Origin of the sequence: Flavobacterium urumqiense (genome assembly GCF_900108015.1) — a bacterium.
Classification (GTDB): domain Bacteria; phylum Bacteroidota; class Bacteroidia; order Flavobacteriales; family Flavobacteriaceae; genus Flavobacterium; species Flavobacterium urumqiense.
The window spans coordinates 69,301-91,246 of record NZ_FNVP01000005.1 but is presented as its reverse complement, the minus strand read 5'-3'; the positions used below and the strand labels follow the sequence as shown (position 1 = coordinate 91,246).

General features: G+C 34.7%; 20 protein-coding genes. 4 read left to right on the top strand and 16 right to left on the bottom strand.

Annotated elements, in window-relative coordinates; all coding sequences use genetic code 11:
* Window positions 1-22: 22 nt before the first annotated feature.
* Complete coding sequence (locus tag C4S35_RS07835; protein WP_103999650.1) at window positions 23-3,100, bottom strand: SusC/RagA family TonB-linked outer membrane protein; 3,078 nt, start codon at window positions 3,098-3,100, stop codon at window positions 23-25.
* 199 nt (window positions 3,101-3,299) lie between these two features.
* Between C4S35_RS07835 and C4S35_RS07830 the strand changes: the two genes are divergently transcribed.
* On the top strand, window positions 3,300-3,959 hold the full coding sequence (locus tag C4S35_RS07830) for a ribonuclease HII (protein WP_103999649.1): 660 nt from the start codon (window positions 3,300-3,302) through the stop codon (window positions 3,957-3,959).
* On the opposite strand, the gene lipB is transcribed toward C4S35_RS07830, so the two are convergent.
* The 3 genes from lipB to C4S35_RS07815 all read right to left on the bottom strand — a co-directional run bounded on the left by lipB (window position 3,956) and on the right by C4S35_RS07815 (window position 7,079).
* The gene (gene lipB / locus C4S35_RS07825) at window positions 3,956-4,687 is read right to left on the bottom strand and encodes a lipoyl(octanoyl) transferase LipB (protein WP_103999648.1); all 732 of its coding nucleotides are present in this window, start codon (window positions 4,685-4,687) and stop codon (window positions 3,956-3,958) included. The genes C4S35_RS07830 and lipB overlap by 4 nt on opposite strands.
* A 222-nt stretch (window positions 4,688-4,909) precedes the next feature.
* Complete coding sequence (locus C4S35_RS07820; RefSeq protein WP_244175217.1) at window positions 4,910-6,019, bottom strand: glutathione-independent formaldehyde dehydrogenase; 1,110 nt, start codon at window positions 6,017-6,019, stop codon at window positions 4,910-4,912.
* Window positions 6,020-6,296: 277 nt separating this feature from the next.
* Window positions 6,297-7,079, bottom strand: a complete 783-nt coding sequence (locus C4S35_RS07815; protein WP_244175216.1) for a hypothetical protein — start codon at window positions 7,077-7,079, stop codon at window positions 6,297-6,299.
* Between the two features lie 210 nt (window positions 7,080-7,289).
* On the opposite strand from C4S35_RS07815, the gene lysS reads away from it, so the two are divergent.
* The 3 genes from lysS to C4S35_RS07800 all read left to right on the top strand — a co-directional run bounded on the left by lysS (window position 7,290) and on the right by C4S35_RS07800 (window position 9,687).
* Window positions 7,290-8,999, top strand: a complete 1,710-nt coding sequence (lysS, locus tag C4S35_RS07810) for a lysine--tRNA ligase (RefSeq protein WP_103999646.1) — start codon at window positions 7,290-7,292, stop codon at window positions 8,997-8,999.
* 95 nt (window positions 9,000-9,094) lie between these two features.
* Window positions 9,095-9,325 (top strand): DUF433 domain-containing protein, encoded by a 231-nt coding sequence (locus C4S35_RS07805; RefSeq protein ID WP_091202359.1) that lies wholly within the window; start codon window positions 9,095-9,097, stop codon window positions 9,323-9,325.
* Window positions 9,325-9,687 carry a DUF5615 family PIN-like protein gene (locus C4S35_RS07800; protein WP_103999645.1) on the top strand — a complete coding sequence of 121 codons (363 nt, stop codon included), beginning with the start codon at window positions 9,325-9,327 and terminating at the stop codon, window positions 9,685-9,687. The genes C4S35_RS07805 and C4S35_RS07800 overlap by 1 nt, the downstream gene beginning before the upstream one ends.
* Before the next feature lie 160 nt (window positions 9,688-9,847).
* Here the strand turns inward: C4S35_RS07800 and C4S35_RS07795 are convergent, their stop codons facing one another.
* The 12 genes from C4S35_RS07795 to C4S35_RS07740 form a co-directional block, all read right to left on the bottom strand.
* Window positions 9,848-11,845, bottom strand: coding sequence for a TonB-copper family protein (locus C4S35_RS07795; protein WP_103999762.1), 1,998 nt, complete (start codon window positions 11,843-11,845; stop codon window positions 9,848-9,850).
* A gap of 87 nt (window positions 11,846-11,932) precedes the next feature.
* A complete protein-coding gene (locus tag C4S35_RS07790) occupies window positions 11,933-12,781 on the bottom strand; it encodes a hypothetical protein (protein WP_244175214.1) in 849 nt (282 codons plus the stop codon).
* Between the two features lie 135 nt (window positions 12,782-12,916).
* Window positions 12,917-13,291 (bottom strand): hypothetical protein, encoded by a 375-nt coding sequence (locus C4S35_RS07785; protein WP_244175213.1) that lies wholly within the window; start codon window positions 13,289-13,291, stop codon window positions 12,917-12,919.
* Between the two features lie 218 nt (window positions 13,292-13,509).
* Entirely contained in the window at window positions 13,510-14,772 is a 1,263-nt protein-coding gene (locus C4S35_RS07780; RefSeq protein ID WP_103999643.1) for an alginate export family protein, read from the bottom strand.
* 2 nt (window positions 14,773-14,774) lie between these two features.
* Window positions 14,775-15,371 carry an SCO family protein gene (locus C4S35_RS07775; RefSeq protein WP_103999760.1) on the bottom strand — a complete coding sequence of 199 codons (597 nt, stop codon included), beginning with the start codon at window positions 15,369-15,371 and terminating at the stop codon, window positions 14,775-14,777.
* A 29-nt stretch (window positions 15,372-15,400) separates the two neighbouring features.
* Complete coding sequence (locus C4S35_RS07770; protein ID WP_103999642.1) at window positions 15,401-16,183, bottom strand: formylglycine-generating enzyme family protein; 783 nt, start codon at window positions 16,181-16,183, stop codon at window positions 15,401-15,403.
* A gap of 19 nt (window positions 16,184-16,202) precedes the next feature.
* On the bottom strand, window positions 16,203-16,643 hold the full coding sequence (locus C4S35_RS07765) for a c-type cytochrome (RefSeq protein ID WP_103999641.1): 441 nt from the start codon (window positions 16,641-16,643) through the stop codon (window positions 16,203-16,205).
* An 83-nt stretch (window positions 16,644-16,726) separates the two neighbouring features.
* Entirely contained in the window at window positions 16,727-18,196 is a 1,470-nt protein-coding gene (nirK, locus tag C4S35_RS07760; RefSeq protein WP_103999640.1) for a copper-containing nitrite reductase, read from the bottom strand.
* Between the two features lie 102 nt (window positions 18,197-18,298).
* Window positions 18,299-18,541: a cytochrome C oxidase subunit IV family protein gene (locus C4S35_RS07755; protein WP_103999639.1), complete on the bottom strand. Its 243-nt coding sequence runs from the start codon at window positions 18,539-18,541 to the stop codon at window positions 18,299-18,301.
* 3 nt (window positions 18,542-18,544) lie between these two features.
* Window positions 18,545-19,126, bottom strand: a complete 582-nt coding sequence (locus tag C4S35_RS07750; RefSeq protein ID WP_103999638.1) for a cytochrome c oxidase subunit 3 — start codon at window positions 19,124-19,126, stop codon at window positions 18,545-18,547.
* Window positions 19,127-19,149: 23 nt separating this feature from the next.
* Entirely contained in the window at window positions 19,150-20,115 is a 966-nt protein-coding gene (locus C4S35_RS07745; protein WP_103999637.1) for a DUF438 domain-containing protein, read from the bottom strand.
* 8 nt (window positions 20,116-20,123) lie between these two features.
* Window positions 20,124-21,899, bottom strand: coding sequence for a nitric oxide reductase activation protein NorD (locus C4S35_RS07740; protein WP_103999636.1), 1,776 nt, complete (start codon window positions 21,897-21,899; stop codon window positions 20,124-20,126).
* Between the last annotated feature and the right edge of the window lie 47 nt (window positions 21,900-21,946).

Sequence of the window (21,946 nt, the reverse complement as noted above, 5' to 3'; positions counted from 1 at the left end):
AAAAATATTTTTTTCATAATTCTTAAAATTTAACATTTAATGAAAACACAACAGATTTTACTGGTGGAGAAGTCAATCTTGTAAAACCGTCTGCACGTACTTCTGGATCATACTTTAATCTATCATCTTTAACCCAAGTCAACAAGTTAGTACCTCTGACAGATGCAGACAAACCATCAAGTTTTAATTGTGACAAAACAGCAGATTTAAAATTATAACCAAAAGTAATATCTCTTAATCTCATATAATCTCCATCATATAAAAATCTTGTAGAAGTAGCAGCAGCTTGAGCATTCCCAGCTGTAGCTGTATACTCAACTTTTGGAACATTTGTTATATCTCCAGGATTCTGCCATCTGTCAAGTATAGCTTCAGAACCATTATAAGTCAATAAAGATGTTCTACCAGAATGTTGTGTAAAACCAGCCCAATCTTCATATACTTTGTGACCTCCAGCTGCATACAAAGATACATCTACATAAAAATTATAAACATCTATATGCGTGTTCAAACCACCTGTAAATTTAGGTAAAGCACTATCACCTTGCCATTCTACCTTAGCAGTATTATAGCTTGTAGTTGTCGCTCCACTTACACCATCAATATACCAAAGCGCATTACCATTAGCAGGATCAACACCAGCCCACTTTCTCATGTACCAACCTGCAACAGGATATCCAACCTCCGTTCTTGTAGTACCACCTGTTATAGTAACTTGTTTACCATTTATTGTAGGCATACCAACTACTTCATTTTTAACTGTTGCATAGTTACCACCAATACTCCAATTAAAATCATCTGAACGAATTATATCAACATTTAACTCAAACTCTAATCCACTATTTCTTAATGATCCAAGATTTTGATTTTGACTACTATGACCTGTAGTTAAAGATAATGGCAAGCTCAACAATAAATCTTCAGATTTATTATTATAATAAGCAGCAGTACCCTTAATTCTATTATCCCAAACACCAAATTCTAAACCTGTATCAAGTTTTTTCTGAGTTTCCCATCCAAGATCTGCAGTACCAAATTGAACAGGAACCAGACCACCTTGATTATTATAGTTTGTAGTACCCAATAATGTTTGATAAGAGTTAATATCAATATTATTATTACCTGATGTACCATAAGACCCTCTTAAGCGAAGTAGATCTACAAAAGTTAGATTTTTCATGAAACTTTCGTTATTAACATTCCATGCAGCACCTGCTGAATAAAAAGTCCCCCATCTATTATCTGCAGCAAATCGAGAAGAAGCCTCTCTTCTTCCTGTTAAATCTAGAAGGAATCTATTTTGAAATTTGTAGTTAACAATACCTACATAACCCAAATTAGACCAATCATCGTAAGTTGAACTAGCATCTTTATTAGCTGCAGTATTACTAACATTTGTAAAACCAAGTGGAATTACTTCTCCAAAAGCTGAAATAAAATTTTGCTTGTTTTTTTGATATTCAACTAATGCTTTGAAATCAAATCTGTGATCTTCATTAAGAGATAAACCATAATCTAATGAATTTTGAGCAACATAATTAAAGTTTTTTCTTACAGAAGCTGTTGCATTACCTCCCACAGACAAACCATCTCCATGAACTGCATTATTGAAGCCTTTGTATGAAGCTAATGTATAATCAAAAGACACATCTGTCCTAAATTTCAGATCTTTAGCAATTTGATAGCTCAAACTATTGTTTGACAACACTCTTGTCAAGTCATTAGCTCTAACATTATTAACAGCAGTATACAAAGCATTATGCAATGGAGTTATTGCTGTAGACAAAGAACCGTCAGCATTATATGGATTATTCCATGGGCTCATAAATGCTTTTGTCAAGTTTGGATTTGAAAAAAATGCGCCTTGCTCTAAAACACCATTTTGTCTAATATTAGAAACATTCATACCCGTTCTTAACTCAAATTTATCTGTTAATTTCCTAGAATAATTTAAAACTCCATTAACACGTTTAAAATCTGATCCAATTACAGTCGCTTCTGTTTTATTATATCCAATTGAGGCATACAAAGTTGATTTTTCATCACCAGCAGAAACAGAAAAATCAAGACTATTAAAAACAGCATCTTTATTTTTCATGAGTTCATCCCAATTATACTCATTCTCCCCAGCATTAACCCAGTTAACCAATGCAGTCTTATTTCCTGCTGAAATTAATGAAGTAGGACTAGTAAGCATCCAAGCATAAGTATTATCCTTTGTAAAAGTAGTGCCATTATTACTAAAAGTATTGTAAATAGCCTCCAGATACAATTCTTTTTTCTCAGCACCTGTAAATGGTCTCAAACCAGCAACTGCATTATTTTGAAAACCTACTGTTGAACTAAAGCTGAACTTTGCCTCTCCTTTTTTCCCTTTTTTAGTTGTAATCAAAATTACCCCGTTAGATCCTCTTGCGCCATAAACTGAAGTAGCACCTGCATCTTTCAGTACCGTCATAGACTCAATATCTGCTGGAGAAATCGAAGCCAACGTCGACAATGAACTGATATTCGCAGATCCTGTAAAATCTCCATTAATAACAGGCACACCATCAATTACAAATAAAGGCGAGTTTCCAGCACTTATTGAATTTCTACCACGAATTCTAATATCTTGCACAGAACCAGGAGTACCCGAAGAAGCTGACATTTGCAAACCAACAACTTTACCTTGTAAAGCTTGATCCACAGAAACCATTGGAGCTTGCTTAATAACATCCCCTGAAACTGAAACCACATTTCCTGTTATTTCATTTTTCTTTTTTACTTGTCCATAACCAACAACAACTACCTCTTCAAGAGTTTGTGAAGATGATGCCAATTTCATGTTAACAGTATTAGAAGCCCCAACAATTGCTGAAGAATCATTCATTCCTACAAAAGAAAAAACCAAAACGTCTCCAGTTTTTGCTTTTATAGAATACTTACCATCGAAATCGGTTTGAACACCTGCTTTAGTACCTTTAATCAAAACGTTTGCGCCTGGTAATGTTCCATTACCATCTGAAACAACACCTGTGATTGTTTTTTCTTGGGCAAACATAAATTGCATTGACATTGCCAATACTAACGAAAAAATCCATTTGAATTTTAATCTCATTTTAAATTATTTTTTATTAGTTATTTGACAAACTTCTTAATAATTTCTTAAAGAAACAAATTTATTTCATAAATAACGAAAGTAACATTTGTTAAAGTTTCAACTTAAAATAATAGATTACCTCTTATATTTTGAGACTTTATACTTATTATATGTTGATACCGCTACAAAAAACTATATTTTTGTCAAAATTAATTTAATGTTAAGACAATTTTTTTTAACAACATATTTAGAAACGGGAACTGACGAAGCGGGTCGTGGTTGTCTGGCAGGTCCTGTTACTGCAGCCGCTGTAATATTACCTGTAAATTTCCAAAATGAGTTTTTAAATGACAGTAAACAATTATCTGAAAAAACAAGAGAAAAATTAAGACCCATTATTGAGCAGCAAGCCGTATCATTTGCAGTAACACATCTGGAACCTTTAATAATCGATCAAATTAATATTCTGAACGCCTCTATTAAGGCTATGCAGGAAAGTATTCTAAAATTAGATCCAAGACCGGAATCTATTATATTAGACGGAAACAGTCCATTTATACCCAAAGGCGGAATTACAAACCGTGGAGGCAAAATTTTCACTGACGCGGAAATTGAAATCCTAAATTCAATTCCAAATGCCAGTATCATAAAGGGAGATTCTAAATTTATGAGTATTGCCGCTGCTTCGGTATTAGCAAAAACCTATCGGGATGATTATATGAACCGGATTCATGAAGAATTCCCGATGTATAATTGGAAACAAAACAAAGGATATCCCACCAAGGAACATCGTGAAGCAATTCGGAAATATGGGACCACTAAATACCACCGAATGACATTTCGATTGTTACCGGAACAATTAAAATTAGAAATTTAGATTTTTGATTGCTGTTTAACTATTTCAAATTTCTCAAAAGTTGCTTCAAAAAGAATGGAGAAATGTTTCAGGATTTTTTCTTTCACTTCTGCTTCATTTACTCTTTCAACGCCAAGTTCTACGTTTAAAGAGGTTACGGCTTTACCGCGAATCCCACACGGAATGATATTGTCAAAATAACCCAAATTAGCATTCACATTTAGTGCAAATCCATGCATGGTTACCCAACGCGAAGCGCGAACGCCCATAGCACAAATTTTTCTGGCAAATGGAGTTCCCGCGCCTAACCAAACGCCGGTTTCCCCTTCGCTTCTGCCACAAACAATTCCGTATTCTTGAAGGGTAAGAATAATTGCTTCTTCCAGAAAACGCAAGTATTTATGAATATCAGTGAAGAAATTTTCTAAGTCAATTATTGGATAGCCCACAATTTGACCTGGCCCGTGATAGGTAATATCACCTCCACGATTGATTTTATAAAAAGTCGCTCCTTTGGCTTCGAGTTGTTTTTCAGATAACAGTAAATTACTCAAATCACCACTTTTTCCCAAAGTATAAACATGAGGATGCTGAACAAAAAGAAAGTAATTGGGCGTTTCCAAATTAGTTTCTTCCCTCCTGTTTTTAATTTTTAAGTCAACTATTCCTTTGAATAATTCTTCTTGGTATTCCCAAGTTTCTTTATAATCTTTAATTTCTAAATCTTTAAGTTGGATGATTTTGTTCATTTTTTTTGAGATGCCAAAGGTTTTGAAGAACAAAGGTACAAAGGTTTGAAATATGAATTTTGAAAATTAGACCACAATATATATGACAATAACAATAAATGGATATTAATAACCTATTTGTATAGAATTATTAATATCCATTTATTCATTTATAGAATCTAGCAAAAAGCTGTAAATACTTACGTTCCAGTTTGTACTTACAACAATAAATAATTAAATAATTTATGATTTTTTACCCGTAACCATCTCTGGTTTTAGGATCACTTTTGTCCATCCATTGTCACGGGCATCAAAATGTTTATAGGCATCAGGAGCCTCATCTAATGAAAGTTCATGCGAGACGATTAATGATGGTTTTGCTTTACCCGTAGAAATCAACGTAGAAAGTTGGCGGTTATATGATTTTACATTCGCCTGCCCCGTGGCAATTTTTTGCCCTTTCATCCAAAACTGACCAAAGTCAAAATCCATGTGTCCTTCTTTTTGTAACTCTTCTTTTGATTTCGGATCTTTTGGCACAAAGACCCCTACAACTCCAATGCAACCTGTTGCTTTTACGGCTTGTACAAGTTCGTTCATCGTTATATTAGAATGCTCTGTACCATGTTTATCACAACACTGATAACCTACGCATTCGCAACCTTTATCGGCACCCATTCCTTTGGTTAGTTCTAGCACTTGTTCCACCGCAGAACCTTTTGAAAAATCAATAGCTATAGCACCCAGTTCTTCAGCAAGTTTTAATCGGTCAGGGTGATTATCAACCACCATTATCTGGCTAGCGCCTTTGATACTTGCCGAATGTGCTGCCATAAGTCCTACTGGACCTGCGCCATAAATAACTACTGAATCCCCCGGTTGTACACATGCCAATTCAGTGGCGTGATATCCAGTCGGGAAAATATCAGATAACATTACATAGTCATTTTCCTTTTCAACAGCGTCTTCCGGTAATTTGAGACAATTAAAATCGCCATGAGGAACGCGCAAATATTCGGCCTGCCCGCCACTAAAAGGGCCCATTCCGGCAAAACCATAAGCAGCACCGGCCATTCCCGGGTTCATTGTAAGACAGAAACCCGTTAAACCACTTTCACAATTGCGGCAATGACCGCATCCAATATTGAATGGTAGACAAACCATATCTCCCACTTTAATTTGTGTTACGGCTTTACCCACTTCCACAACTCTACCCATATTTTCATGTCCAAAAATCCTTCCCGATTCCATATCCGTTCGACCTTGATACATATGGAGGTCAGACCCACAAATATTGGTTGCGGTTATTTTAACCAATACGTCTGTCGGTTGCTCAATTATGGCATCCGGCATTTCTGTGACCCTTACATCTCGGGGGCCGTAATAAACAATTGCTTTCATACTATCTATATTTAATCGTTATACTTATTGATTAAGGTATTTATTCCTTATGATTTCAATACATTTTTGATATTTAATAAAGATTTAAAGTTATAGTTATTTTTTTAAGTATTTATATGTCAATTAGTTAATATAATGTTATTGTTTATTTTTAAGTGAAATCATGCTTGAAAATAAGTTTTAATCTTGAAACTGTTTCTTTCCTTTAAAAAAAAATACGGAAGTAAAACTACTCTAAAATCACTTCTAAAGACGTGATCTCAGGATTTTGTAAACAATCTGTTATAGAAAATTGTAGTTCCATTGATTTGCGGTCTTCACTAATTTTTGCTTTCGGATTTGAAACCGATTTTATTTTTTTAGGAAAATAATATTTTAAAACATAGTCTTGCGTAATTTTGAATTTAGAAACTTGCGTTTTATACCCGTCAATCTTATCCTGCTGTTTTTTTAGTTCAACTGCATCTGTAATTTTGACTATCCTATTAAAAACACTTCCGTTAAAAGTGTAGTTCACACTGTAATAATGCTCCTCGGCGACCAATGCATAATTATTTTCGATATCATCTGCGTATTCTTCAGTTTTGTATAAATCGGCAACTTCCTCTATTTTAGTAAAATTCTGAGTGATTGTTGTGCGAAATTCTTTCTCGAAAGAACTTTTCTTGATATGCACTTTTACAGTATTAAATTTTTCAAAAATGGCTTTTTCAAAATCTGGTAATCTGGAAAACGTTTCGGAATGTTTTGTTATTAAATCCTTAAAAATATAAGTAGTATCCCTAAAAACATCTTCTTTGGAATATTCCTCACCCATCAATTGCATGTAACTATGTTCCTCACGAAGTTTGCTAATTTCTATATTCCCAGTTCCATCTTGTTTTAAATGGACGGTTTCTGTGACTTGACAACTTGTTAAGAATACTGTTAGAAATAATGTGATGTATTTTTTCATGGCATTTTTTGCGAAATAATTTGATTTCAAATATACATGATTTGTACTATTTTTCATGTTTTTATGAAAAATAGAAGTTGTTGCATAGCCCCGATAGCAGCGGCATCCTTTTTTTCTTGTTTTTTTCGAACAAGAAAAAAAGATAGAGCGAATAGCGGGACAAATCCTCTTGAAAAAACGAAATATTCTGCTTCAAAAAAGGGTACATTTTAAACTTTTAATTTTAAATCTTATATAGTATCTTTGCGCTCTTAAAATCAGAATAAAATGGCATTATCCGAACAAGAAATATTACGTAGAGAAGCACTTACCGAATTACGCAATTTAGGTATTGAGCCTTATCCGGCAGCTGAATTTATTACAACCGCTTATTCCAGCGAAATCCTAGCCGATTTCGAGAAGTACGAAGGTAAGGAAGTTGTTTTAGCAGGACGCTTGATGGGTAAGCGTATCATGGGAAAGGCCTCATTTGCAGAATTAAAAGATGCTGAAGGGCGTATTCAAATCTATGTTTCGAGAGATGATATTTCGACTGATGAGGAGAAGACAATGTACAATGTAGTTTTCAAAAAACTATTAGATATTGGAGATTTTATTGGGATTCGTGGAACGGTTTTCAAAACACAAGTGGGTGAAATTTCAGTGCATGTTTATGGATTGACTGTTTTGGCAAAAGCCTTAAAACCACTTCCTGTAGTAAAAACGGATGCTGATGGGAAAACGTACGATGCTTTTGCTGATCCGGAACAAAGATACCGCCGTCGTTACGTGGATTTAACCGTAAACGACCATGTGAAAGAAACGTTTATCAAAAGAACTAAATTGTTCAACGCAATGCGTTCTTTCTTTAATGACAAAGGATATCTTGAGGTAGAAACGCCTGTTTTACAACCAATTCCTGGTGGTGCTGCAGCGCGTCCATTTGTTACGCACCACAACGCGCTTGACATCCCTTTGTACATGCGCATTGCGAATGAATTATACTTAAAAAGATTGATTGTTGGTGGTTTTGATGGGGTGTATGAGTTTTCGAAAAACTTCCGTAACGAAGGAATGGACCGAACCCATAACCCAGAGTTTACCGCCATGGAAATATATGTAGCCTACAAAGACTACAACTGGATGATGAAATTCACCGAAAACTTGTTGGAACATTGCGCCATAAGTGTGAACGGAACTTCAGAAGCGACTTTTGGGGAACACACGGTGAACTTCAAAGCGCCTTATGCTCGTGTTACAATGACAGATTCTATTAAACAATTTACTGGTTTTGATATTTCAGGAAAAAGTGAAGTGGAATTATTTGATGCAGCAACAGGAATGGGTATTATTGTGGATGCAACCATGGGTAAAGGGAAATTGATTGATGAGATTTTTGGCGCTAAATGCGAAGGGAACTATATTCAGCCAACTTTTATTATTGATTATCCAAAAGAAATGTCTCCGCTGTGCAAACAACACCGCGATAATCCGGAATTGACAGAACGTTTTGAGTTAATGGTTTGTGGTAAAGAAGTAGCGAACGCCTACTCTGAATTGAATGATCCAATTGACCAAAGAGAACGTTTTGAAGAGCAAATGCGATTGGCTGAAAAAGGAGATGATGAAGCTACCGGAATTATTGATGAAGATTTCTTAAGAGCATTGGAATATGGAATGCCACCAACATCCGGATTAGGAATTGGAATGGATCGTTTGATGATGTTCCTGACAAATAATGCTTCTATTCAAGAAGTATTGTTATTTCCACAGATGCGACCAGAGAAAAAACAAGTAAAAATTGAATTGGAAGAGGATGAAAAATTAATTGTCTCGCTATTACAAGAAAATGAAAACCAAATGGAGTTTGGTCTTTTAAAAATAAAATCAGAATTGAGTGGTAAAAAATGGGACAAAGCCATGAAAAACTTATCTTCTTTAGGCTTGACTGAAGTCGTCGTAAATGACGATGTGAAAGCATGTAAATTGAAAGAATAAGTTTATTCGAAAAATATATTTTTAAAAAGGAGCTTCAATTGAAGCTCCTTTTTTTTATAGAATATTATCTTTATATTTGAGTAAAATTAATCAAGATGGAAAATCTAATTTCACGAATTACAATAAACCCCGATGTTTGCCACGGAAAGCCAACCGTAAGAAATATGAGATGGCCCGTGGAAGTAATATTAGATATGTTAGGTTCTGGTATGGAAACCAGTGAAATCTTAGACGATCATCCTGAATTAGAGAGAGAAGATATTTTAGCATCATTATATTACGCCAAATTATCGATTTCAGGAGATATTCTAAAAGAAGTAAGTTAATGAAATTTCTATGTGATGTACATATTTCAATGAAATTTACAAAACACATCAACAATCAAGGATTTGAATGCATTCATATCAATACTATTTTAGATAAATGGTTTACAACAGATAGTACTATTGCTAAATTTTCCGACCAAAACGATTTTATATTAATCACGAAAGATTTTGATTTTAAAAACTCGTTCCTAGTACAAAAAAGTCCAAAAAAATTAATAAAGATAAATTTAGGCAATATCTCAAACGCTCAATTAATTAAGGTCTTTAATCATTTTATCAGTGAAATAGAAACGATTAACAAAACCCATAATCAATATATGATTGAAATTGATAGCCATTTTATCAAGGTGACCACTATTTAATAAACTGATGCAAAACTTAAAAAATTGTCTAATTTGAACTTTTTGTAGTTTTTTTGAAATTTGATTTGATAGTTTGGTGATTCATTCTTAAAAAAAATCATAAAAAAAAGAGCTTCAATTGAAGCTCCTTTTTTGTTCCAAACTATAAATCTGATACTTTCTAAAACCCAAAACTAATATTCAAAAAGAAATTTCTTCCTTTACGAGGAATATTGTTCCAATCTGAAAAAGTAGAATAATATGCATCTAAAACATTCTCTATTCCTGCTTTTACATTCCATTTGCTTTTATCAATCTGAAATGAATAACTCGATGCGAAGTTTAAAATCGCATAATCTGGCGTTCTGTCTTCTCCGTAAAAAGGACTGTATTGCGTTTGAACTGCATTTCCCTGAACCGCGATTTCAGAAGAGAATTTATTTAGTTTATAAAGCAACGTTGACGAATACCGCAACGGACTTATAAAAGGTAAATTCTCTTTTTTATAATCCTGTCCATAGCTGTAAACCAATTGCCCCGACCATTTAAAGTTAGTGTCAAATTGGTACTCGATATTCAAATCAGTATTAAAAATAGTAGCATAATCCAGTGCTGTGTAGATTTTTATTCCGCTTGCGCCAATAGTCATCGGAATCAAATTCTCAGCTGGTTTACCAACAATATAATTCGAGATATGAAAATAGGAAGACGAGATTTTAGTGCTTATTTTTTTGGTTTTGTAACCAACAAAAGCATTCGCTTCTGCTGATTTTTCGTTTTTTAATTCCGGGTTTCCAATATAATCGTATCGGTCAAAACTATTGAATAAATAAAATCCATATCCCTCAGAAACCGATGTAGCACGCTCGCCATAAGCAAGTCCAAATCCGTACTGAAACCCATTTTTATAGTACGTATAATTTGACGAAATACTTTTTAAAATTCTATTTTTGCCGTCTTTCATATTTGGATAAAAAATCTGCAAACTTTCCAGTCCCAACGCATCGGCAACTTTATTAAAATGATTCGCAATGCTTGCTGAAAACCTCAAACTGGATCGACTGTTCAAAATGATATTATCTTCCATAAACACCGCATTATAAAGTGTTCGCACATCCGGCCAGGTAAACATAAACATCAAACTTTCTTTTGGATCGCTCGGATACATCGTCATTTCGGCAATGGAACGGTTGTAAAACGAATTCAAATCGACCAGAAAATGATGTCTTTTATAAACTCCTTTGGCTTTTGAATAGAATCCGTACGTATCGCTCCAGCCCGGCATATCCATGCGAATTGGTACAAAAGGTCGTTTGGTGTCATCCATTATGTGTGTAATGGTGTTGTAATAAATTTTAGTCTCCCAATTTTCAATTTTTGATGACTTTGGCACATATTCAAATTTCAATGAAGTGATCAAAGCTTCCGCCAAAGAAACATCCATCGGAAGTGCCGGATATCCCACATCAGTTGCTTTATCATAGATTAATGAAGCTTCCAACATTTTATTTTCATCAAAAGAAAAACCAGAAGTGGCAGAAATATTGAATTTTCTAAACTGTGAATACAAAACTTCTTGATTGTTTCCTGCTGAATAATTTTCGGCATCGCGATACATGAAATCAGTATCGATATAAAAACGATTGTTTGCGTAATTGACTGCCGATCCAATAATTTTTTGATTGCCGTTACTTTCAAAACCGGAATGCAATGAAACATCCCAACCGGAATTCATAAATCCGCTGCGATTTCTTTTTAAATCAATAGCTCCGCCAATAGTTGCCCCATGACAACCGCCCAGCTGTCCCGATGTGATTGTGGCTTCCGATAAATTGGAAACCTCAACATAAGAAGTTATCGGGTCCATTTTGTCCGTACAAGCCCCAAAAACGCGCATTCCGTCTATAGTAATCAACGTTCTTTCGGTAGCCATACTATTAATAATTGGCTCCCATGCATAACCGCCTCTTTTAATCATTCCAACTTTTCCGGACTGTTGCAAATACTCCTCCACTGTAGCCAGAGGTTTGGTTTGTTTTTGATATAATTGGGTTTTTTTACCAATGACAATCACTTCATTTAGTTTTTTTGGAACAACCGTATCTGCAACTTGGTCCTGCGCATAAAGAGTTATCGAAGCGAAACATGAGAGTACAAAACCATATAATTTCTTTTTCATCATAGAAAAATTAAAAAAAGGCCAAAAGAACAGTTGTAATTACATTTGATTTTTTTGACCTTTTTTAGTTAAGAAAATGAAACAGAATTAAAATTCTATCTCCAAGTAAATACTGCTTGCCGGAACTAAATCCGTAATGGTTTCGCCTTTCAAAACAATATCAGATGCGTTCAAAAGCTGCAAGTTAATTTTCCATAAACCGGTCATGGTCAATGATAATTTTCCATGATATAATTTGTCCAAAGTAGACTGCGTAAAATCAACATTGTTTGGCGAACCATGATTCCCCATGCTTGGCATTCTTGGATCAATTTTTACTTTAAAATTATCAACTACTGGAAAACTCATCATCGATTCCATTTTATAAACACCAACGGTAATATCGTTCAGCGCCACTTTTGGATGATGTGGTTCAACATAAGCCACAATATATCTTACATTGTCCGAACCTGTAAAAGTAGTCACTCTTTGTTTAGCCGAAGCCGGAACGTCAATCACTGAAGTTGCTGCATAAGCAGTTCCATTAATCGTATAATCTATTTTTAAATCCCAATATTCTGTGGCGTTTTGAGCCATTTGAAAAACAATATTTCCTTTGTATAAAGTTCCATCAGCCGTTACTTTCTCAACTCCCGAATTTGGACAGGAATGCGTAATCATAGTCATGTGCATCAGTGGAATCCAATTGACAGTAGCATTTTTTACGTACTGCCCGCTTGCTTTGTCTTTAATTCTTAAACTGATTTCGTTATAACCTTGTTCCAAAGCTCCCGTATGAGCGTACAATTCGATAGTATGGGTGGTGTTTGTGATTTCTTTGAATTTGGTCAGTTCTGCCAATTCATTTACGGCCGGAGTTTCGCTGTCTGAGGAACAGGAGAATAATGTAATTGAAATAGCCACTACAGCTAGTATATTTTTTAATTGAAATTTCATTTCTTTAGTTTTTATTTTAAATATAAGTATTGATTTGCATGCCATTTTTGGATTATTTATTTCCAAAAAAACCACACAAAAACTCATCCGTTGCATGAAACGGATTTATAAAAGCACACGACGTGCATTAAAATTTTAAGAAATGAAAGTGGGTGGGTGAAAAACAGAAGCGCTATTCAAGTGAAAGTATAAATTAGAATAGTACGGGTTTATTTTTTCTTTGGTACCAAAACAAACGGGTCCAATTTCGAAAGATTTGATTTCCTCAAAAATAAGTAAGTCAAGTATTGGAGCAGTTCCTTTTTTATCTGAAGAAAGAGGTTTTTCAGCATCAGAAGCCTTAACCAATTCTTTCATCAAGTGACATTTTCCGTTGCAATGCATCGCAGGTTTTGCTTTATTTACACAAAGCACTTTTGAAATATATTCATAATTAACTGCATATTCTAAAACCGGGAATAGTGGTTTTAGAAACATAAACAATACAATTATGAGTGCTATTTTTTTCACGGTGTAAAGGTATGTGATCAAGCGTTATGGATTATATGACTTTGGTCATGTTTTAAAAAAAATTTCACACTTTTATTTCTCTTTTCAGAAGGATTTGAACTTTCTATTTTGTAACTTTCTCTACTTATTTGATTTCCAAAACAAAAACGAAATTTTAAAAAAATACCTCATTTTAACTTTTTTAAAATGAGGTATGTTGCTCTGAATCAGTAATCGGTCTATTTTAAAGTAAATAATTTAGGGCTAAAAGAAATCATTACCCAAACCCAATTATTGGTATTTGAAGCGTCCGCTACATTTTTAACTCTTTCTAAAGTTGCTGAACCAAACATTTGGGAATATCCCCCAGTAGCCACAATATCTTTTTGAAAAGTATAACCGGCAGTAAAATCAAGTTCTGTTCCTAAGTAGCTATCCATTTTATTATTTGATGCATCCAAAACAGTATTCGGAGCACAGAATACATGTGGAATTATATTAAATTGCCATTTGTTTTGGGTGTAATTTAATTTCAAATAACCATCTTGCAATCCAACACTATTCAGGTGATTCCCTACGTAGAAATAGTCCATAAATCCATTAAATCCATGGTTTGTTCCAAAAATAGGATTGAATGATTTTATTTTTGCACCAGAATCATCTTGGTCTTTACCAGAAAGATATTCATATCCTAAAGTAGCTTTAAATGTATTTGTAACTGCATATCCCACATTTGCACTAGCATACCAGGCACTCACACTTTTATCATTACTTTTTCCAGTTTGTCCGTACAAACCTAGATTAGTATCCCATTTTTTATCGTTAAATGTGAGATATGTTCCAAAAGTTTGTTTGTAATCGACTTCTAAATTACCAATTGATTTTTCAAACTCATAACCGGTATTCAAGAATAACAAACTCATATTTAGTTTACTAAATTGAGTGCGATACCACGCATATTGCAAAGATTTGTAGTTAGTTGTGTACGCAGTTTTAGGATCTAATAAATTTTCTTTATCAGCATTCAAAGCAAAACCTAAATCCAATTGATGATTTTTGGGATGAAACGTAATCACTGCGGCATCATGGCTTTGTCCTTGCTGTGCCCAATCAATTTCTCCTAAAATTCTTTGGTTGTCATAAGACAATACTTGACGTCCTAAACGCGCACTCCAACTGGCATCAAAATCATATTGTGCCCAAGCCTCGAATAAAGCGATTCCGTTTTTATCGGCTTGTGTAGTAGTAGCGACATCTCCCCAAGTACGGACATTTTGTAACGTTAATTTTGCCTTTAATTTATCTTGTTTGTAATTTAAATTTAAACGGGAACGCTGCGAAATAAATGAGGTTGCATTTTCACCCTTTGGCATCAGGCTTTTAAAACCATTTCGGTATTCGTAACGCGGTCTGATTTGCAGATTTGCATCTAATTCTTGAGCGTAAGTTCCCATGCTTACCATTGTTACCAATGATACGCTGATTGTTTTGAGTAATTTCATGTTTAATTTAATTTTTGAGCTTCTTCAGTAATTTTTTTTATGGTTTCGTCAGAGTTTACACCCAAACCTTCTTGTTGGTAAGCTAATTCCCCGTCGGAATTAAAGACGCTTATTATATTAGAATGTGAGAACTCTAAAGGCGCTATTTTTTTGTAATTCACGGCCAAAACTGCTGCAAATTCTCGTGTCTTTTCTTCTGTTGAGCGTAAGAAAATCCATTGTTCACTATCCATTTTATTTTCGATAGCAAAGGATTTCAATCGTTTTGGGGTATCAACAACAGGATCGATACTCACTAAAACTAATTTTACATTGTTCTTGATATTCTCTGGCAAATGCTCTTCGATATTACGCATATCAGCCAATAAACGAGGACAAGCAGATTTACAGGAAGTATAAATCATAACCATGACAAGGACTTTTCCTTTCAATTCTTTCATTTCTATATTCTCCCCATTTTGATTGGTCCATTTTGAAGGAAGGTTATATATAGACAAATCAGATATTGGCTTATTAACGGTATTTGGTTTGGGTTTGTTTGAATTACAACTCTGTAATGCTAAAAAGATTACGAGTAATCCCAAAAATATTTTTTTCATTTTTAATGTTTTATGTAGATTCTCAGTGTCTATTTTAAATCTTTTGCACATCGAAAACCAAGGTTTCTTGTAGTGTATTTTGCTTTTAAACTGGCTCGAAAACCGTAGCGCATAAAAGCAGCATAATTCATTAAGTCAGTGGCATTAATGGAAGCGCTTCCGCAAAAAAGGTTCTTGTCCGTATCTTTATCTTTTCTAGATTCTCCAGATAGAAAAATACTGTTGAAGTCTGAAGTCCATTCCCAAACTAATCCATGCATGTCATAAACTCCCCAATAATTTTTGAAAGTACCGCCTACAGGATTGGCATAGGTTTTTGGTTTTTCATACCAACTTAGGATGTAATGATTGAAAGATTCTTTTATTCTTGCGTCGATTCGTTTTTCATCGGCCATAGCTACATATTCCCATTCATCCATAGTAGGGAGTCGTTTCCCTTGGCACTCACAGTATTTTTTGGCTACAAACCATGAAACATTGGTCACAGGTGCATTACTTAAATTGTTTTTTCCATAATTGAAATCACTTTCCCAATGTGCCAAATAACTTTTTTCTGCAAAAAGGCCTTTAATTTTGGAGCGGCTGTATTCTGGATTTTTTTTTAAAAAAGCAATAAATTGAGCATTCGTAACCGGATAAACATCCACATTAAAACCTTGCACTTCTACTGTTTTTTTGTCAGTAGTGCCATAAAGGGGAACATAAGCCCCCCTTTTAATTAAAACCATTTTAGTGTCTTGGGCAAGTATAGATGTTGTTACTAATAAAGAAAATAGTAGTAAAATTATTTTCGCTTTTGGTATTGCAAACATCGTGTTTAGTTTTAAATTATTATTTTCTTTGCGCTTTAACCATAGCAGTGGTCACTACCGTTTTATTATTTCCCCAATTAGAATAAACATAGGTCAATGCATCTGCTATTTGTGCGTCACTAAGAGCTTGAGCAGGCATATTTCCATTGAATTTTTTACCATTTACGGTAATTGCACCTGATAATCCTTTAACTACGCCTTTAATAGCTCGATTAACATCTTTATTCAAGTAGTCTGATTTAGCCAATGGAGGGAAAGCTCCCGGTATTCCTGATCCGGTAGCCTGATGACAAGCTACACAAGTTTGATTGTAGACACTTTTTCCTTTATCAGCACTTGAATAGACTCCTTTTTTAGCTTCTTTTTTTGTGATATATCCGTCATTTTTATCTTTAGACAGGGTGCTAAAACCTTGTAACACTAACGCAATTATTGCAATTGCTAAAACATACTTTTTCATAATCGTAATTTTTAATTTGTTTATTTGAATTTAAAATAGGAGCGGTTTATTCCTTTTAATCTAAACCGCTCCCGATTTTTATTTTAATGACTTCCTCCAGATTGTGGTGTTGAATTTGCTCTTTGCGCTTTAACCATGGCAGAGGTAACTCGTGTTTTATTATTACCCCAGCTATCATACACGTAAGTCAATGTATTAGCGATTTCTTCATCCGTAAGGTTTTGACTGGTCATCACGTTATTGAATTTTTTTCCATTTACTTTTACTTCACCACTTAAACCATGAAGAACGGCATCAATGGCTCTTTTAGGATCTGCATTTAAGTAATCTGATTTGGCAAGAGGAGGAAACACGCTAGGTATTCCTTGTCCTTCAGATTGGTGACAGGCAAAACAAGTCCCTCCAAAAAGTTCTTTCCCCGCTTTAAGCTGTTGCGGTAATGTTTTGGCAACTACAATTTTCGGTTCATTTTTAACTTTTGGCATGTTTTGAATTGTTCCTCCTTCGGCTAAATAAATTCCTTCTTGCGTGGTCCCAGAATAGATTTTTTTGTCAGCAGGACCTTCTACTTTCAACATTCCAATAGCCCCTTTGTTAAACGCTCTGAAGATCGAATGATCCACTATAATAAAAGTTCCCGGAACATCGACTTTAAATTCAACAATGGCGGCACCTCCGGCAGGAATTAAAGTGGTTTGAACATTTTTATTAATCATATCACCCCCTTCAATATGCACTTTGTCAAAAATCTCGCCTATCACGTGGAAAGAAGAAACCAAATTAGGACCACCATTACCCATGTAAATACGAACTGTTTCTCCAACTTTGGCCGTAAGGGAATTATCTCCGGTAATACTTCCTACTTTTCCGTTAAAAACAACATAATCAGCATCTTCTTTTACTGCTTTATCCATGTCAAAAGGTTGAAGACCTTGTTCTCCGTATTTTCCTTTGGTATAAAAATCTCCTTGCATAACATAGTATTCTCTGTCCACAGGTGGTAATCCTCCTTCTGGTTCAACTAATATCAACCCATACATCCCATTAGCAATATGCATCCCTACAGGCGCAGTCGCACAATGGTATACATACAATCCTGGATTTAATGTTTTAAAATTGAACACTTTTTCATGTCCTGGGGCAACCAATGAAGAGGTGGCTCCTCCACCTGGTCCTGTTACTGCGTGTAAATCGATGTTGTGAGGCAATTTATTATCAGGATGGTTTTTTAAGTGAAATTCCACTTCATCCCCTACTCGAGTTCTGATGAAACTTCCGGGAACTGAACCTCCAAATGTCCAATAAGTGTATTTCACACCATCGACCATTTCACCTTCAATCTCTTTGATTTCCATGTTAACAATAAGTTTCGTAGCTGCACGATTTCCTATTGGTTTTGGAACTAATGGAGGAGCTGTAAGTTCAGCGACTATTTCTCCTTCAACAGGTATTTTTGAATAGTCTGTTGGTGAATTGTCTCTGAAAGAGAATAATCCTGCTGTAATAGCAGTCGCTGCCAACACACAAGCAGCAATTTTAAATTTAGTTTTCATAATTAAAAAGGTGTTAAAATTGTCCTAATTTATACTACAAAAATAAAAGACAATTTTATCCTTTATTATGATATTTATCATGTATATAAAAAAATTTAGACCTTATTTTAATGAAATAAGCACTAAAACAATCACACCTAAAACAAAAATCAAACTCCCCTTCCAAAAAGAATTTGCTTTTTTTAATTCCATGAATTGAAAAGAAACCAAGAAAAATTTAAGCATTGATAAACCCATAATTAAACCAACCGCAAGGCCTGAAACTGCAACTAAATTCGAAATCAAAGCGGTACTTATGGTCAATAAAATCAAGAACCCGTAGGTAAAAAGCAGTGTTTTTTTCATTTTCTAAAAAATTAAATAGAGAACAGGAAACAAAAGAAGCCAGATTAAATCGCACATATGCCAAAAAGCGGCGCAAGCCTCGATGTCTTCAACTCCTGTATCCGATCTTTTTTTCATCATTCCATAGTTGGTCCAGATTAAAATAACCAAACCCATAATTACATGAATAAGATGAAAAGCGGTTAACAACCAATAAAAAGTAAAAAAGACATTGGTTTCCGGAGTAATACCAGCTTCTATTTTATGGTAATACTCAACGCTTTTTAATATTAAAAATAACAGTCCGCCAAGCATGGTTAATTTAAAATATAAAGAGGATTTTTTTAAGTTATTCTCTTTAAACTCAAGTACAGCATTGGCCATAAAAAAACCACTTGTCAGCAGAAAAACGGTATTTATAGCGCCAAATGTACTGTTGAGTTGCATTCTGGAATGATGAAATAATTCTGGTTCTTCACTTGCGTAAAAAGCAAATGCAACAATCGCCATCCCGAAAGTAATGAGCTCCAGAAATATAATAATCCACATCAGTATTCCTCCTGGAGGGTAGTAGATGTTTTTGTAATCGATTTTAAGTGTATCCATTTTAGTCTATTTTAAAGATAAATCTAATCCCAGTCCAACAATCGTTTTTCGCCTTCTATTTTCTTGATATCGGTAATATCTTGTGACATTTCGATGACGCCTTTGTAATTCTTATCAACATCCCTGACCGCAAAATAGCGGATATAAATCAGGCGTTCTTTATAATTAATCCAAAATGAGGATTCGTTTTTTGTTCCTTTTCTAAATTCGTCCAGAATTTTAAGAACGGTTCCTACACTTTTTGGTGGATGGCAAAACTTGACTTCACGACCAATAATACCGGCACTTCGTGGAAATACGCGTTCTTCTCCCCGATTATAGAAAATCACTTTGTCGTTTTCATCAACATAAGTCAAATCTAACGGCATCGTTTTAAAAAGTAAATTCACCTGCTCCACCGTCATATATCCTTCATCGTAATGAGCCGTATTTTCGAGCGAAAAAGACATTTCTCTTTTGGTAAAATCTTCACTTGGGTGAATGTATTCTTGTTTTGGATAAGGAGAAGGAGCTTCTGGCAGCATCCAGCCAATTTCTTCTTCGCCTTTGCGCATTTCAATCCAGTCTGCTTCAGTAAGGAGTTCTAAGGCATTTGGAAACAAAACCGCTTCTTCCATTTGCATCAATCGGTCGATTCCATTCACCAGAAAAGGAGTATTGATACTAATTTTTTCTGGATTATTCATTTTAAGATAGTACTGAATTAAACGGAATTGCTCTCTTAAATTATCATGAAAGGACCACATTCCCTGAGAAGGACCGTTCCAACCTTTTTTTTCTAAAAACGGAAAAAGCTGATTTTCTTTACGGGCAAATCGTTTCTCGATGGTATGAAGCTGATTGAATATATTAGTATATTTCTGCAAATCATCCTCAGGATTTACAGCGGATAATTCTTTTAAAAGTGCCTGAATAATGTCGTTTTCCTGAAAGTAAATCTGAACCGGATGTCCTTCGGGAAGTGTTGTGGTATTTGAAAAATCATTCATTATAGTATTTATTTTTGATGTTTAATTTTTTCGTACAATTGCACCAAGGATCGCAATAATTCGACTGGTGTTGTTAGAATTTGATAGTGATTTTGCCCGAACATTTGTGGCAGATAATATTTTGCCTGAGCTTCAATAGCCAATGCATAGGAATTAATATTCCTGTTGTTGAGTTCCCGGAGTGCTTGTTTCACATCATTGATGCCGTACTTTCCTTCGTATTTATCATAATCATTGGGTTTTCCGTCAGAAATCAGGATGACCCATTTATTTTTTGTGTTTCTTTTATCAAGTCTTGCACCGGCGTGACGTAAAGCGGCTCCAATTCTGGTATAACCATTCGGTTCCATCGCTCCAATTTTATGTTTAGCGATGTTCCAGTTTTCATCAAAATCCTTTACCGTTAAATAGGTCGAAAAATTGCGGGTTTTGGAGTAAAAACTGTCAATGGAAAAATCAATATTGAACTCGTTTAAGATTTCTCCAAAAAGAATAGAAACTTCTTTCTCCACATCAATTACGCGATTTCCTGCGGCATATCCATCACTGGAAAGACTGATATCCAAAAGGATTAAAATCGATAAATCCTTCTCTTTTTTCCGATTTGAAATGTATATATTTTCCGAAGGTGTCCGTTTCGAATGAACATCAATATACAAATCCGTAATAGCGTCAATATCAAATTCGTCTCCTTGTGTCTGTCGTTTTTGCTGTTGCATTCTGTTATTGACATTGGTCAGCATTTTGCGCAAACCCAATAAGGTCGAAGCATTTTTCGCAATGGTCTTTTTGTAGTAATTAGGATCCGTTTTCTGTTGTGATTTCGGATACACTTTACAGAAATTCTCCTTATAAATACGCTTGCTAAAATCCCATTCGTTATATGTAAGATGGAATCCTTTGGCATCAATTTCGGCACTTTCGGAGATGGAAGTATTCTCAATAAAATCAGATTGATATACGGAATGTGCCGTATCATCTACCCGAACCGTGTATTTCATATTCAACTCTTCCAAGGCCTCCTGATGCTCTTCTAATTCGTCCGAACCATCAAAGTCACGCCAAGTTCCATTGAATTCTTCGGCAGTTTCCACTTTTTCGAAATTGTGAAGCAGGACATAATCTTCCTGTTGTTTTTTATCGATCTCAACAGTAATCACTTCTTCTACCGCTTTTGTTTTTAAAGTTGTTAAAGCCTGATTTTCATTTGCTTTTTTAGTTTTATCAGAGAAATTTTCGAGAATGGTACTGCTGTTTTTTTCTGTTTCATTTTGCATCCATTTGCCATACAGCCAAGAAAAATCAGGAGCATTTTTCCCGTTCTCTTTCTGAATAAAATGCAATTTTGTTTCGGTATGAAATTTTTTATCGATAGAAAATTCTTCAAACAAAATGGCAAGAACAGCTTCTGATGTTTCAAATGCTTTTTGTTGAGAAAGTGCCAAAGGTTGGTCTTTATCTTCAAAAGTCCAATTCAAATTCAACCGCTGCTGTATGCTCAAGTAGAGAATTCTGAAAAGGTAAAAAGTAAGGTTCTCTTTTTTTGTTGACAATTTGGAAAAAGAAATAGGAAGAAAAAAATTATTATTTTTATATCCTCCTTCTCTTTCGGCAGGGAAAATTTCGATTGGTTTCCCCGTCAAAGCACGAGCCAAAATAGTCAATCGAGGTTTTATGTCATTAAGCGTTACAGTTCTTGCAATAATTTCGGGATGTATCTTTTTACTTTTTTTTAAGTGTCTGAATAACTTCCCAACTATATATTCGTCTATTTCGAAACCCATAATATTAGCCCCCAACCCCCAAAGGGGGCTTCCCTAAATTGGCCTAA